The organism is Nocardia mexicana NBRC 108244 (assembly GCF_001613165.1).
In the GTDB taxonomy this organism is placed as follows: Bacteria; Actinomycetota; Actinomycetes; order Mycobacteriales; family Mycobacteriaceae; genus Nocardia; species Nocardia mexicana.
In genome coordinates, this window is the sequence record NZ_BDBV01000044.1 from 1 (window position 1) to 13,962 (window position 13,962).

The 13,962-nt window shown below is 69.2% G+C and carries 15 protein-coding genes and 1 pseudogene; 13 read left to right on the top strand and 3 right to left on the bottom strand.

All coding sequences use genetic code 11. The features are described 5' to 3' along the window. Positions 1 to 1,073 (bottom strand): annotated as a pseudogene (locus NM1_RS17050) (hypothetical protein); the annotation flags it as partial. A gap of 458 nt (positions 1,074 to 1,531) precedes the next feature. Between NM1_RS17050 and NM1_RS17055 the strand changes: the two are divergent. The 11 genes from NM1_RS17055 (at position 1,532) to NM1_RS17100 (ending at position 9,705) form a co-directional block, all read left to right on the top strand. Continuing rightward, positions 1,532 to 2,794, top strand: a complete 1,263-nt coding sequence (locus tag NM1_RS17055; RefSeq protein WP_068020669.1) for an MFS transporter — start codon at positions 1,532 to 1,534, stop codon at positions 2,792 to 2,794. 205 nt (positions 2,795 to 2,999) lie between these two features. Beyond that, positions 3,000 to 3,221, top strand: coding sequence for a translation initiation factor IF-1 (gene infA / locus NM1_RS17060; protein ID WP_003886926.1), 222 nt, complete (start codon positions 3,000 to 3,002; stop codon positions 3,219 to 3,221). 98 nt (positions 3,222 to 3,319) lie between these two features. Next, entirely contained in the window at positions 3,320 to 3,433 is a 114-nt protein-coding gene (gene rpmJ, locus NM1_RS41205; protein ID WP_025347279.1) for a 50S ribosomal protein L36, read from the top strand. A gap of 186 nt (positions 3,434 to 3,619) precedes the next feature. Further along, positions 3,620 to 3,991 carry a 30S ribosomal protein S13 gene (gene rpsM / locus NM1_RS17065; protein WP_068020671.1) on the top strand — a complete coding sequence of 124 codons (372 nt, stop codon included), beginning with the start codon at positions 3,620 to 3,622 and terminating at the stop codon, positions 3,989 to 3,991. A gap of 9 nt (positions 3,992 to 4,000) precedes the next feature. Beyond that, positions 4,001 to 4,414 carry a 30S ribosomal protein S11 gene (gene rpsK / locus NM1_RS17070; RefSeq protein ID WP_068020673.1) on the top strand — a complete coding sequence of 138 codons (414 nt, stop codon included), beginning with the start codon at positions 4,001 to 4,003 and terminating at the stop codon, positions 4,412 to 4,414. Between the two features lie 21 nt (positions 4,415 to 4,435). After that, positions 4,436 to 5,041, top strand: coding sequence for a 30S ribosomal protein S4 (gene rpsD, locus NM1_RS17075; protein ID WP_068020674.1), 606 nt, complete (start codon positions 4,436 to 4,438; stop codon positions 5,039 to 5,041). 101 nt (positions 5,042 to 5,142) lie between these two features. After that, positions 5,143 to 6,201, top strand: a complete 1,059-nt coding sequence (locus NM1_RS17080) for a DNA-directed RNA polymerase subunit alpha (RefSeq protein ID WP_068020676.1) — start codon at positions 5,143 to 5,145, stop codon at positions 6,199 to 6,201. A gap of 50 nt (positions 6,202 to 6,251) precedes the next feature. Beyond that, positions 6,252 to 6,773, top strand: a complete 522-nt coding sequence (rplQ, locus tag NM1_RS17085; protein WP_068020678.1) for a 50S ribosomal protein L17 — start codon at positions 6,252 to 6,254, stop codon at positions 6,771 to 6,773. Between the two features lie 94 nt (positions 6,774 to 6,867). After that, the gene (truA, locus tag NM1_RS17090; protein WP_068020680.1) at positions 6,868 to 7,785 is read left to right on the top strand and encodes a tRNA pseudouridine(38-40) synthase TruA; all 918 of its coding nucleotides are present in this window, start codon (positions 6,868 to 6,870) and stop codon (positions 7,783 to 7,785) included. A gap of 128 nt (positions 7,786 to 7,913) precedes the next feature. Then, complete coding sequence (locus NM1_RS17095; protein ID WP_068020682.1) at positions 7,914 to 8,792, top strand: hypothetical protein; 879 nt, start codon at positions 7,914 to 7,916, stop codon at positions 8,790 to 8,792. 79 nt (positions 8,793 to 8,871) lie between these two features. After that, entirely contained in the window at positions 8,872 to 9,705 is an 834-nt protein-coding gene (locus NM1_RS17100) for an LLM class F420-dependent oxidoreductase (protein ID WP_068020684.1), read from the top strand. Positions 9,706 to 9,824: 119 nt separating this feature from the next. Here the strand turns inward: NM1_RS17100 and NM1_RS17105 are convergent, their stop codons facing one another. Beyond that, positions 9,825 to 10,181 (bottom strand): metal-sensitive transcriptional regulator, encoded by a 357-nt coding sequence (locus NM1_RS17105; protein ID WP_373864048.1) that lies wholly within the window; start codon positions 10,179 to 10,181, stop codon positions 9,825 to 9,827. 100 nt (positions 10,182 to 10,281) lie between these two features. Here NM1_RS17105 and NM1_RS17110 point away from each other — a divergent pair, with 100 nt between their 5' ends. Both NM1_RS17110 and NM1_RS44655 read left to right on the top strand, forming a co-directional pair. Beyond that, a complete protein-coding gene (locus NM1_RS17110) occupies positions 10,282 to 11,091 on the top strand; it encodes an S-methyl-5'-thioadenosine phosphorylase (protein WP_068020686.1) in 810 nt (269 codons plus the stop codon). Positions 11,092 to 11,145: 54 nt separating this feature from the next. After that, positions 11,146 to 12,768, top strand: a complete 1,623-nt coding sequence (locus NM1_RS44655; protein ID WP_068020690.1) for an NAD-dependent epimerase/dehydratase family protein — start codon at positions 11,146 to 11,148, stop codon at positions 12,766 to 12,768. A 52-nt stretch (positions 12,769 to 12,820) separates the two neighbouring features. Here the strand turns inward: NM1_RS44655 and NM1_RS17120 are convergent, their stop codons facing one another. Next, the gene (locus NM1_RS17120; protein ID WP_068020692.1) at positions 12,821 to 13,813 is read right to left on the bottom strand and encodes a GAF domain-containing protein; all 993 of its coding nucleotides are present in this window, start codon (positions 13,811 to 13,813) and stop codon (positions 12,821 to 12,823) included. Between the last annotated feature and the right edge of the window lie 149 nt (positions 13,814 to 13,962).

The following is a 13,962-nucleotide window of genomic DNA, read 5'->3' on the forward strand; positions in this document are numbered from 1 at the left end:
CGCGCCGACCGCTCGGCCGGTGCGGGTGGCGGCGGCAGGTCCGGGCGGCCCGTGACCCGCACCGTCAGCTCCGACGGATCCGGGGTGGGCGGCGTATTGCCCGAATAGGCCTGCGGCGCAGGCGGAACCGTCGGGATGGAGGGCTGCGACGGACCGGACTGCCACGACGGCTGCGCCTCGGCACCGGGCCCGCGCGTCGGTGCGTCCGGAAGAGGCGGGCGCGAGCCTGAATGCTGCGGTGGCTGTTCGGGTCCGCGTTGCGGTGCGTCGGGGAGTGGCGGGCGCGAGCCTGAATGCTGCGGTGGCTGTTCGGGTCCGCGTTGCGGTGCGTCGGGGAGTGGCGGGCGCTGTCCCGAATGCGACGGTGCGTCCGGCCCGCGTTGCGGTGCGTCGGGGAGCGGCGGGCGTGAACCCGAATGCTGCGACGGCTGTTCGGGTCCGCGCTGTGGTGCGTCGGGCAGCGGCGGGCGCGAGCCTGAATATTGCGGTGGTTGTTCGGGTCCCCGCTGTGGTGCGTCGGGGAACGGTGGTCGCGGTCCCGAGTGCTGCGGCGGCGCGAAATCACCGCCCGTGGGCGCGGGGGTGGGATGGAAACCGCCGCCCGCGTTCGGATCCGGTGCCGGAGGCATCGTGGGGCCGTGCTGCGCCGGGCCCGGGCCGCCGCCGCGTGGATCATGGTGCGGGGTCCGGAAATCGTCCCTGCCGGGCTGCGGTGGTTGCGGCCGGTCGGGCGCGAGTCCGCCGGAGTGGAATTCGTTGCTCGGCCGGAAGGAGTCCGGTGTGCGGTAATCACCCTGCGGCGCAGCGGTTTCGGGGGCCGGTGGCTGGCCCCAGTCCGTCCGCTCCGGCTCCGGTGCGTCGGGCTTGTCCTTGCGCCAGGTCTTGCGGCGCTTCTTGCCGCCGTCGGGCTCGGGCTTGTCGTCCGGTTTGCGCTTCGAGCGCTTCTTCAGCGCCTGGTCGGGAATGAAGTCCTCGTGCGGCAGGTTCTGGACCGGCGCCTCATAGCCGGACTGGGAGACATCACTCTCCGAGAGCCAGGGCGGCAGCATCGGAAGATCGTTGTTGCGACTCACGACTCCACCTCGCTAACGCTCGGCTCCGTCGTGCCCCGCGGACGCTGTGTCTTCGGTTCGCTCGCAAGCTCGCTCACGACTCCACCTCGCTAACGCTCGGCTCCGTCGTGCCCCGCGGACACTGTGTCTTCGGTTCGCTCGCAAGCTCGCTCACGACTTCGCCTCGCCACCAGCCGTGTCCATGGCTTGCACGCCCCCGACGTCACCTCGCTCACACTCGGTGACACCGTGCGTGCCGCGCGCTGCGCCCACGGCTCGCTGGCTGCGCTCACTCACGAGGCCCCCTGGATCTGCTGGACCGATTACCTGGACAGGCCGTAGTTTACGCGAGCACCAACGGTGGCGAGGCACGCGCTACCCGGCATCGGCCCGCCCAGCGGTACATGTGTCGAGTGTCGTCTTCCCCACACTAGGCGCCCCGCATTGCCGTGCAGTTGCGAGATCGGGAACATGACGGAATGGCAACCGCAGTCGACCCCGGGGACCGCCTGGACGTGCTCCCGGTCCGACCGATCCACGGGAAGCTGGTCGCCCTGGTCGGCATGGGCCTGTTCTTCGACCTGTACGAACTGTTCCTCGCGGGAACCATCACCGGTGTGCTGAAGCAACAGCTGCAGCTGTCGACCTATGAGCTCAGCGGCATCCTCGCCTCGGCCTTCGCCGGACAGTTCGTCGGCGCACTACTGCTCGGCCGCCTGTCGGACGTGTTCGGCCGCCGCCGGATGTTCATGATCAACATCGGGCTGTACGCGGGGTTCACGCTGCTGGGTGCGTTCAGCCCGAACGTCTGGTTCCTGATGGCGACCCGCGTCCTGGCCGGTCTGGGCATCGGGGCGGAGATGACCCTCTCCGACACCTATCTGTCGGAGGTGGTGCCGCCGCAGGTGCGCGGCCGCATGATCGCCATCGCCTACACGATCGGCTTCTGCGCCGTCCCGGCCGTCGGCTTCCTGGCCCGCTGGTTGGTGCCGCTGGATCCGCTGGGTGTGGACGGCTGGCGCTGGCTGTTCGTGATCGGCGGCCTCGGGGCGGCGCTGGTTTTCGTGGCCCGTCGGCACATGCCCGAATCGCCGCACTGGCTGGCCCGGCAGCGCGACGTGCGCAACGCGGAGGCCGCGCCCGCGCCCTTCCTCGAGATTCTGCGCAAACCGTTCCGCGGGCGCACCGCCCTGTTCTCCGCGGTCATGATCCTGCAGGTGTTCGGCTACTACGGCTTCGGCACGCTGGCCGTGCTCGTGTTGCAGCACAAGGGCTTCACGGTCGTCAACAGCCTCGGCTACCTGGCCGTCACCTACCTCGGCTACCCGCTCGGGTCGCTGCTGGCGATCCCGCTGATCGAGCGCATGGAACGCAAGTACCTGGTGATGGCCGCCACGGCGGTGATGGCGGTGTTCGGCCTGATCTTCGGCTTCGCGACCAGCGTGCCGCTGATCCTGATCTCCGGTGGCGTGTTCACCCTGGCCAGCAACGTCTTCTCGGACGCGATCCACACCTACCTGCCGGAATCGTTCCCCACCAGCGTGCGCGGCACGGCCTCCGGCGCCACCTACTCCCTGTCCAAGCTCAGCACCGCGGTCCAGCCGTTCCTGCTGCTCCCGCTCCTGGACAGCCGGGGTTCGGGCGCGGTGTTCACGGTGATCACCCTCGCGCTGGTGTCGATGATCGTGCTGATCGGGGTGTGGGGACCGGTCACCGGACGCAGACCCCTGGATGCGTACTGACCTCGCATCGGACCCCATTTGGCCGGGTCGTACATGCACAGGTAGCATTGATCGGCGGTGCACCTATCCGCCGGTCGCTCATGTCCGCATGTTACTTCCGGTGAGTATGGCACCAGGTGGACGCAAGTGCACGACAAACTGCAGTGAGAGCTAGCCGAAGAGTTGGGCCCAGCCAGGGGCCAGCGTAAACGGGATCGCGGAGGATATGGCGAAGAAAGACGGGGCCATCGAGGTCGAGGGTCGAGTTATCGAGCCGCTGCCCAATGCGATGTTCCGGATCGAGCTGGAGAACGGGCACAAGGTTCTCGCGCACATCAGCGGCAAGATGCGGCAGCACTACATTCGCATCCTGCCCGAGGACCGTGTGGTGGTGGAGCTGTCGCCCTACGACCTGTCCCGCGGTCGCATCGTCTACCGCTACAAGTGACGGCGGCGACGCCGCACGACAACAAAGACTTCCCCGGTCGATAGGCCGGGGAAAACCTGTGTTCACACCCCTGTGAACCACAACCAGATTGGACGGACGTGAAGGTTCAGCCGAGCGTCAAGAAGATCTGCGAGAAGTGCAAGGTGATCCGCCGTAACGGGCGGGTCATGGTGATCTGCGACAACCTGCGCCACAAGCAGCGTCAGGGCTGAGTGCAGGAGCGATCACGGTAGAGCACGAACGCAGTTCGGCTTGACTGAGAAGAAGACCTCCCAGAGCCAGTCACCGTCGGCGAGCCCGTAAGGGCGGATGGTGACCTACCCCCGGAACGGAGGCCGGGGCCCCACTAGCGGGGATGGACAGGGAGAAGACCTCCGCAACGATTAAGGAATCGCCACATGGCACGTCTGATGGGCGTCGATCTCCCGCGCGAGAAGCGCATGGAGGTCGCACTGACCTACATTTTCGGCGTCGGCCGTACCCGCTCGAAGGAGATCCTGGCAGCCACGGGCGTCAGCCCGGACCTGCGTTCGAAGGATCTCACCGACGACGACGTCACCCGGTTGCGCGACTACATCGAAGCGTCGGAATTCAAGGTCGAAGGTGACCTGCGCCGCGAGGTGCAGGCCGACATCCGTCGCAAGATCGAGATCGGCTGCTACCAGGGCATCCGCCACCGTCGCCACCTGCCGGTGCGCGGCCAGCGGACCAAGACCAATGCGCGCACGCGCAAGGGTCCGAAGAAGACCGTCGCCGGCAAGAAGAAGTAGGGATAACCGATGCCTCCGAAGAGTCGGGCCTCCGGCCCCAAGAAGACCCAGAAGTCGCGTCGCAGGGACAAGAAGAACGTTCCCCACGGCAGCGCGCACATCAAGAGCACGTTCAACAACACGATCGTGACCATCACCGACCCGACCGGCAACGTCATCGCGTGGGCGTCGTCGGGTCACGTCGGCTTCAAGGGTTCGCGCAAGTCGACCCCGTTCGCCGCGCAGCTCGCTGCCGAGAACGCCGCCCGCAAGGCGCAGGAGCACGGCGTCAAGAAGGTCGACGTGTTCGTCAAGGGCCCGGGTTCGGGCCGCGAGACCGCGATCCGCTCGCTGCAGGCCACCGGCCTCGAGGTGGGCACGATCTCCGATGTCACCCCGCAGCCGCACAACGGCTGCCGTCCGCCCAAGCGGCGTCGCGTCTAGCGGGAAGGAAGGTAGAGAATTATGGCTCGTTACACCGGCCCCATCACCCGCAAGTCGCGTCGTCTGCGCGTCGACCTCGTCGGAGGCGACCAGGCGTTCGAGCGTCGCCCCTACCCGCCCGGCCAGCACGGCCGCGCGCGGATCAAGGAGAGCGAGTACCTGGTCCAGCTGCAGGAGAAGCAGAAGGCCCGCTTCACCTACGGCGTCATGGAGAAGCAGTTCCGCCGCTACTACGAAGAGGCGAACCGTCGCAAGGGTAAGACCGGCGACAACATGCTGCAGCTGCTCGAGTCCCGGCTGGACAACGTCGTGTACCGCGCCGGCCTGGCCCGCACCCGCCGTCAGGCCCGCCAGCTGGTGAGCCACGGCCACCTGCTGGTCAACGGCAAGAAGGTGGACGTCCCCAGCTTCCAGGTCGGCCAGTACGACATCATCGATGTCAAGGAGAAGTCGCTGGCCACGCTGCCGTTCCAGGTGGCGCGCGAGACCCACGGCGACCGCCCGATCCCGGGCTGGCTGCAGGTGGTGCCGAACCGGCTGCGGATCCTGGTCCACCAGCTGCCGGAGCGTGCGCAGATCGACGTGCCGATCAACGAACAGCTCATCGTCGAGTACTACTCGAAGTAAGGCTGAGCGTTGCTGGTGGGGATGGAGAGCCTCGGCCGACCATCCCCACGCCCCAGTTCGTGGGCGTCAAATAGCGGGCGCCCCTGAAGGAGGAGATCCTCATGCTGATTTCACAGCGACCGACGCTGACCGAAGAGGTCTTGGCGGAGAACCGCTCGAAGTTCACCATCGAACCGCTCGAGCCGGGCTTCGGCTACACCCTCGGCAACTCGCTGCGGCGCACCCTGCTCTCGAGCATCCCGGGTGCCGCCGTCACCAGCATCCGCATCGACGGCGTGCTGCACGAGTTCACCACCGTCCCGGGCGTGAAGGAGGATGTCACCGACATCATCCTGAACCTCAAGGGCCTGGTCGTGTCGTCCGAAGAGGACGAGCCGGTCACCATGTACGTGCGCAAGCAGGGCCCGGGCACGGTCACCGCCGGTGACATCGTCCCGCCGGCCGGTGTCACCGTCCACAACCCGGACATGCACATCGCCACCCTGAACGACAAGGGCAAGCTGGAGATCGAGCTCGTGGTCGAGCGCGGTCGCGGCTACGTCCCGGCCGTGCAGAACAAGGCCTCGGGCGCGGAGATCGGCCGGATCCCGGTGGATTCGATCTACTCGCCGGTGCTGAAGGTGACCTACAAGGTCGAGGCGACCCGTGTCGAGCAGCGCACCGACTTCGACCGGCTCATCCTGGATGTCGAGACCAAGAACTCGATCTCCCCGCGGGATGCGCTGGCGTCGGCCGGTAAGACCCTGGTCGAGCTGTTCGGCCTGGCGCGTGAGCTCAACGTGGAGGCCGAGGGCATCGAGATCGGCCCCAGCCCGGCCGAGGCGGATCACATCGCCTCGTTCGCGCTGCCGATCGAGGACCTGGACCTCACCGTGCGGTCGTACAACTGCCTCAAGCGCGAGGGTGTGCACACCGTCGGCGAGCTGGTGGCCCGCACCGAGTCGGATCTGCTGGACATTCGTAACTTCGGCCAGAAGTCCATCGACGAGGTCAAGGTCAAGCTGCACTCGCTGGGCCTCTCGCTGAAGGACAGCCCGGCCTCCTTCGATCCGTCCAGCGTCGTCGGCTACGACGCCTCCACCGGAACCTGGAGCGACAGCGGCTCGTTCAGCGACACCGACCACGGCGAGCAGGACTACGCCGAGACCGAACAGCTCTAGGCCGTACGGGGTGGCAGCCCCGGTTCGGCCTCACACAAGGAGAACCAACAATGCCCAAGCCCAAGAAGGGTGCCCGCTTCGGCGGGTCGGCGTCGCACCAGAAGGCGATCTTCGCCAATCTGGCCACGGCGCTCTTCGAGCACGGTCGTATCACGACCACCGAGGCCAAGGCCAAGGCGCTGCGCCCGTACGCCGAGAAGCTTGTCACCAAGGCCAAGGCCGGCTCGCTGGCCGACCGCCGCGAGGTGCTCAAGGTGATCCGCAACAAGGACGTGGTGCACGAGCTCTTCGCGACCATCGGACCGTCGTTCGAGGGCCGCGAGGGTGGCTACACTCGGATCATCAAGACCATGCCGCGCAAGGGTGACAACGCGCCGATGGCGATCATCGAGCTGGTCCGGGAGAAGACCGTGACCAACGAGGCCGATCGTGCTCGCCGCGTTGCTGCGTCGCAGAAGGCCAAGGCCGATGCCCCGGTCGAGGACAAGGTCGAAGAGTCCGCGGAGGAGGCCACCGCCGAGGCGACCGAGGCCGAGGCCCCGGCGGCCGAGGAGAAGGCCGACGAGAAGTAGGACTCATGGCGATGCCGAGCGCTAGCGAGGCATCGGCATGAGTGAGCCCGCCGTCCCCTCCGGGTCGGCGGGCTTCTCTCATGTTAACCAGGAGATGGCTGTGACCAGTCCGGATTCGGCCCGGCAAACCGTTGCGATTCGAGTACGACTCGATATCGCCTACGACGGCACCGATTTCACCGGCTGGGCGCGGCAGCCGGGCCTGCGCACGGTGCAGGGCGTGCTCGAGGAGACGCTGAGCAAGGTGCTGCGCGAGCCGATCCAGCTCACGGTCGCCGGGCGCACCGACTCCGGGGTGCACGCCGAGGGGCAGGTCGCCCACTTCGACACCGCCGCGCAATTCGACGGGCCCAAGCTCGTCCACCGCCTGGCCCGCTTCCTGCCGAAAGACGTGCGGGTCACCGGCATCCGCGTCGCCCCACCCGAATTCGACGCCCGCTTCTCCGCGATCCGCCGCCACTACGCGTACCGGCTGACCACGGCGCCCTACGGTGCCGATCCGCTGCGGGCACGCAGTGTGGTGCCGTGCCGCGCGGTCGATCTGGACGCGATGCGGGAGGCGTCGCGCAGACTGCTCGGGCTGCACGATTTCGCGGCCTTCTGCCGCCGCCGCGAAGGCGCGACGACTGTCCGCGAACTGCAGCGGTTCGACTGGGTCGCATCGGCCGATCACGTCGTGGACGACGAGTCCGGCGGGCCCGACGGGCATTCGGCTCCCGACCGCGGCCAACTGCTGACGGCCTATGTCAGTGCGGACGCGTTCTGCTGGTCCATGGTCCGCAGCTTGGTCGGTGCGGTGCTGGCGGTCGGGGAGGGCCGACGCACCCCCGACTGGGTAGCCGGGCTCCTCGCCGAGCGCGAGCGGTCCAGCTCGGTCACCGTCGCCCCCGCGCACGGCCTGAGCCTCATCGCCGTCGACTACCCCGCCGACGCCGACCTCGCCGACCGCAACGCCCAAACCCGCGAAACCCGCACCCTCCTCCCCACGGACCCAGGTTGCTGCGGCACCTAAACCGGTCGCCGAATACCGGGAAGTTTCCGTGGCATCGGCCCAGGAAGGGGTCACGGAGAGTTCCCACTCGGCGACACTGCGCGAGTTGGTGACGGGACGGGCGGGCGCGGATGGCAGACTCGGGCCACATGAGTCCGGTGAGTCGTGGCCGTAAGGGCAAGAACAAGAAGCAGCAGGTCCGCGAGGCCGAGTCGGTCGCGTCTCCGGAGCTCGGTGCGCTCGATCTCGACGCGGTCGACGTCGGCATCGACCGCAGCGGATTCGAGGGGATGATCGACGATATCGAGGCCACCATCGCGCGGCTCGCCGACGTGGACGACCCGGTGGATGGGGAGTATCTGGCGGCCTCGCTACTGGCCGCGACGTACGGCACCCCGGAGTACGACGAGCCGTTCGCCAGCATGTTCATCGAGGAGGCCTTGCGCCAGGCCGGGCCCGGCGGGGTGGCCTTCCTGCAGTGCATCGCCGCGCTGACCCCCGAGCCGTCGCGTACGGCGGCGCTGGAGGCGGCGGACCGTCTGGCCGCGACCGGGGTCGAGGCCCCGGCCTGGGTGGCCGAACTCGCGCGGCCGGTCACCGCGGGCGAGTATCTGCGCTGGACGACGGCGGACGGGCAGGGATCGGTGCTGTACGGCAGCTTCGAGCGGGCCGGACGTGCGGACGGGGTCCTGCTTTTCATCGATGACGAGGACTGCGGCGCCGCCAACGACCTGGCCCCGTTCATCGGCGAGGGCCTGGCCGAGGCGCGCCGCCTGACCGACGAACGCGAGTCCTCCTCCGGCGAGCCCATCGCGGCCGACGAATTCCGGTGGCAGGTCGAGGCGGCATTGGCCGCGCGGGCCCTGCACGAGCGAGCCGCGCTCGAGCTGGGCATCGAGCCGGAGGAGCCCGAGGACGAGGACGACGTACCGCACGAGGTGACGGATGTAGTCCTGCGGGCCCGACTACGTACGCTCCCGATGTCCGCGAAACCCCTTCCGGTGCATGTACATCCGGGGGTTTCCTGAGTAACCACCTCGTATTCCCGGCACGCCGGATCTCGTCGAAGGCGGAATACTCGTCGCGAGAGTCTGGTTCGCTTGGGATATGACGATTCAGGGACTTGGACGATTCGGGGTATGGCGCTACTACTCGGGTTTCACGCCGGAGGACGCGCGCGAGCTGGAAGGCCTCGGGTACAGCACGCTGTGGCTGGGCGCCTCGCCCGGCGCCGACCTGCCCGTGGTGGAGTCTCTGCTGGAGGCGACCGAAACGCAGCTCGTGGGCACCAGCATCGTCAATATCTGGTCGTCCCCGGCCAAACAGGTGGCCGAGTCGTTCCATCGCATCGAGGCGCGCTTCCCCGGCCGCTTCATTCTGGGCGTGGGTGCGGGGCACCCCGAGCACGACCAGGTCTATCGCAAGCCCTATGACGCGCTGGTCGAGTACCTGGACGAGCTCGACGAGGCGGGCGTGCCGAAGGAGCGTCGCGCCCTGGCCGCCCTCGGCCCGCGCGTGCTGGAGCTGGCTCGCGACCGTACCGCGGGCGCGCTGCCGTATCTCACCATTCCGGAACACACCCGCCAGGCCCGGGAGATCGAGGGCACCGGTGCTCTGCTCGTCGCCGAGAACAAGGTCACGCTGGACACCGATGTCGACCGCGCCCGCACCACCGGCCGCGGCAGTGTGGGGTTCTACCTGGACCTGAAGAACTACGTGTCGAACCTGCGCCGCCTCGGCTTCTCCGAGGAGGACGTGACCAAGCCCGGCAGCGACCGCCTGATCGACGCTCTCGCCCTGCACGGCACCGCCGACGAGGTCGCCGACGGCCTGGTCGCCCACCTCACCGCGGGAGCCGACCAGATCGCCGTCCAGGTCTTGGACCAGGACTACATGGCCACCCTGCGCGCCCTCGCCCCCGCCCTGGCCGCACGCGTCTGAGACCGGCACCGGCCGACGTCGCACCCCGCACATCTTCACGCACCCCGTGCGGCACATGCACGGGGTGCGCGAGTGGGCGCGGGGTGCGTGGAGTGGCGGAAGCTACCGGGGCGCGCGCCTCAGGAGCGCACCAGGCGGGCGATGGCGTCGGTGGCCTCCTTGATCTTGGCCTCGGCTTCCGGGCCGCCCTTGACCGCCGCGTCGACCACGCAGTGGCTGATGTGGTCCTCGAGCAGGCCCATCGCGACCGCCTGCAGGGCCTTCGTCATCGCCGACACCTGGGTCAGGATGTCGATGCAGTACTTTTCCTCTTCGACCATGCGCTGCAGCCCGCGGGACTGTCCCTCGATGCGGCGCAGCCGCTTGAGGTAGTCCTCCTTGGCGGTGATGTAGCCGTGCGTGGCGTGATCATGGCAGGGTTGTTCCACCGTCGTGGTCTGGTCCTCTGTCACCGGCTGCTCCCTCACTCCCACCATTGCTTAAATACCCCCCTAGGGTACACGGCCGCGGCGGTCTTGTCAGGGGGCGGAGGGTGGGGCGGTGTGGTGCCCGCCGAGGTGCGCGAGAATCGGGGGCATGAGTTCGGTTCCCCGGCCCGCGCTGGCCATCATCGGCGGCAGCGGCTTCTACGACTTCTTCGGTGACGACGCGACCACGCTCGATATCGAGACGCCCTACGGTGCGCCGAGCGCGCCGATCACCGTCGGAGAGGTCGAGGGGCGGCAGGTGGCCTTCCTGCCGCGGCACGGCCGCAAGCACGAGTACTCGCCGCATACCGTGCCGTATCAGGCGAACATGTGGGCACTGCGCTCGATCGGGGTGCGACGGATCTTCGCGCCGTGCGCGGTCGGCAGCCTGCGCGCCGACTGGGGGCCGGGAACGGTGGCGGTGCCGGACCAACTGGTGGACCGGACCTCCGGCCGGGCGCAGACCTTCTTCGACAACGGGGGCGTCCACGTTTCCTTCGCCGATCCGTACTGCGACGAGCTGCGTACGGCGGCAACGCAATCCGCTGTGGATGAGCTGTCCATGAAGGCCGCGGGGACGATGGTCGTGGTGCAGGGGCCGCGATTCTCCACCCGCGCGGAGAGCCGCTGGTTCGCCGCGCAGGGCTGGGAGCTGGTGAACATGACCGGGTATCCCGAGGCCGTACTCGCTCGCGAGCTCGAGATGTGCTATGCCGCAATCGCTTTGGTCACCGATCTGGATGCCGGGCTGGAGGCCGGTGAGGGCGTCAGCGCCGCGGCGGTGTTCGCGGAGTTCGAACGGAATCTGGTGCCGTTCAAGAAGCTTGTCCGGCAGGCGGTGTCGACGGTGGACGGTACCGGTACCTGTGATCGCTGCCGTGTCCATGCCGGGGTGTCGCTGCCGTTCGAACTACCCTGAGCCCATGGGCAGACGGGCGGTGGCGACGAGCTCGGTGACCGAGGGGGCGGCCGCATGCGCGTACTGCTGACCGGTGCGGCCGGATTCGTCGGGTCGCACGTCCATCGAGCGCTGAGCGCCGCGGGGCATGACGTGGTGGCGATCGATGCCCTGCTGGAGGCGGTGCACGGCGCCGATCCGCAACCTCCCGAAGGGGTTTCGCCGGTCGACATCCGCGATCCGGATGCCCTGGAGCCGATGCTGCGCGGCATCGACGTCGTCTGCCACCTGGCCGCCTCCGTCCCGGCCGGTTCGGTGGCGCCCGCCGCCGCGCCGGTCCAGGGCGCCGAACCACACCGCGACGGGACCATTGCCGCCGCGCCGCCGACTGCCGCGCCGGTTCGAGTCGACGGTCCGCCCGCGGTCACCACTCCCGACGAATCGGAGCCGGGCATTGCCGATTCGGGAATTGTCCAGGTGGACAGGCCCGGTCGGGTGCCGGATTCGACCGAGTCGGGCAAGGAACGCGCGGACGTGATCGCGCCCGGCGCGGCACCGGATCCGACGCCTTCGGGGCAAGACGCCGTCGATTCCGCAGCAGCACAGATGCCCCCGCCCGACGCCGCCGAAACGTCGAGTGGTGGGGACCCTATCGAGGGCCCGGACACGCGCCCGGTGGGGCGGCCCGCGAGCGGTGAGGGTCGCCGAGGCGGCCCGCATGCGGCGCATCCGCTGACCGGTCCGACGACGCGCCCGGTGGCCGGTCCGGCCGCGGGCGCTCCTCGGTCGTCGGCGCACCCCACCGGACTGGGCCGTCCGGAACGGTCACCTCGGGCGGACGGTGGCCAGCCACCGGCCGAGCGTTCTACCGCGGTGCGGCCGGACGGACCCACCATGCGCGGCGCACCGGTTTTCGCCGCGCACAACGACTTCGGGACCGCCGTCCTCCTGGCGGCAATGGAGCGAGCCGGGGTGCGCAGGCTGGTGCTGGGGTCGTCGGTCTCGGTGTACGGCGAGGGGCGCTACCGCACGCCGCGCAGCGGGCCGTACTTCCCCGGCATGCGCCGCCGGGCCGATCTGGATCGCGGCATGTTCGATCACCTGGCGCCGCGCACCGGTGAGATCCTGACCTGGGAACCGGTCGGCGAGGATGCGCCGCTGCGCCCCCGAACCGCCTATGCGGCAAGCAAACTGGCCCAGGAGAACTACGCGCTGGCCTGGGGCGCGACGACCGGCGGCGCGGTGACCGTGCTGCGCTACCACCACGTCTACGGCGACCCGGTCGGCGGCGGCGCCGCACTGGCGGCGCACTCCGGTGTGGCCGCCCGCTTCCGCACCGAACTGGACGCGGGGCGGGCCCCGTTCGTCTTCGAAGACGGCGGCCAGATCAGGGATTTCGTACACGTGCGCGATGTCGCCGCCGCCACAGTCGCCGCCGTGCAGCGCCCGCTACCGGGCTTCGTACCGCTGAACATCGCCTCCGGCCACCCGATCACCCTGTGGGAGGTGGCCTCGATCATGTCTCGCGCCCGCGGCGGACCGCCCCCGGTGGTCAGCGGCCAATACCGGGTCGCCGACGTCCGCCACATCGCCGCCCACACCGAACGCGCCCGCCGCGCACTGAATTTCGCCCCCGCCATAGCCCCCACCCAGGGCCTGGCCGACTACGCCAAGGGCCCCGAAGCCACCAGCCCCTGAGCAGCGGTCGGCAGGTCCCCGGCCCGGTGCTGGTCGTAGATCGCGGCGGTTGTCAGTTTCCCTGGTCCGATGCCGGTCGCAGATCGATGCGGATCAGGGCGAACTGGGGTGGTCCGGCGTCGGGTGGGCCGAAGGGGAGCGGTGATACCTCGACGTCGGTGGTCAGCCAATCGCCGTCGGTTGCGGCCAGGCGGAGCTGGGGGATTGTGCAGACCGGTATGCCCGCCAGGATGTCCTTGCGTGCGGCCAGGATTCGTTCCCGATCGTCGGGGTGGGGCAGGGTGCGCTCGTCGGTGTCCCCGGACCACCGCAGGCCCGGTATCGGATCACTGATCCACCGGATCAGGCGGACCCGCGCGGTGTCGACCACCGCCAGGTAGAGCCCGGGATTGGTGCTGACCAGCGTGTCCACCGTCGCCGCCTCGAACGATTTCCCCTGCGGCGGAACGCTTTCGGTCACGTCCGCGAGCAACCCGCGCCAGCGGTGCGGATCGTCGTCGGCGTTGCGGGCCGCGATGAGCAGGGTGCGCAGACCCACCGGGGTGCGCACGGTGCAGGTGCCCGACCAGCGCGACCCCGGCTCGGCCTTGGCGACGGTGGCCACCAGGTCCAGCGCGCCGTCGAAACGTTCCATGTGCTCGAAGGATTCGGCTCCCGTCCAGACCGAGCGGCCGCGGTCGAAGGCCGGTCCCAGCCCGGCCGAGAGCACCTCGGTGCGGCGGGTGCGCGCGTCCATCAGGAACGGCGCCACCGGCGGTCGCGGCGCATCTCCGCCCGCCCGGAACTGCACGCCGTACACGCAGCCGTCCGGCCCCACGAGGGGAACCGCCCGCGCGGGCTGCTGCGACCACGAATGCCGGGATCTCGGCAGCTCGCGTTCCACCGTCCGGCCGGTGCTGCGCGCGGCGGCAACGATCGGCAACAGTCGCGCGGGAACGGTGCGCGCCAACGATTTCCACTGCCGCGGCGCGGTACCGGCCGCCAGCACCGACCAGGTCTCGGGACCGGCGAGCGTCTCGATCAGCAGCCATTCGCCGACGTTCATCGCCACATCCCCCTCTCCGAGTTCGCCGGTTTCCTGCTCTGCGGTGATAGCCAGCGAATATCGTGCACCATCCGCGGCCGGTCCGGTGCCGGGGCGGCGATATCCGCGCCTGGCGTCGGCACGGCCGGGCGCGCCGCGGATAGGATCCC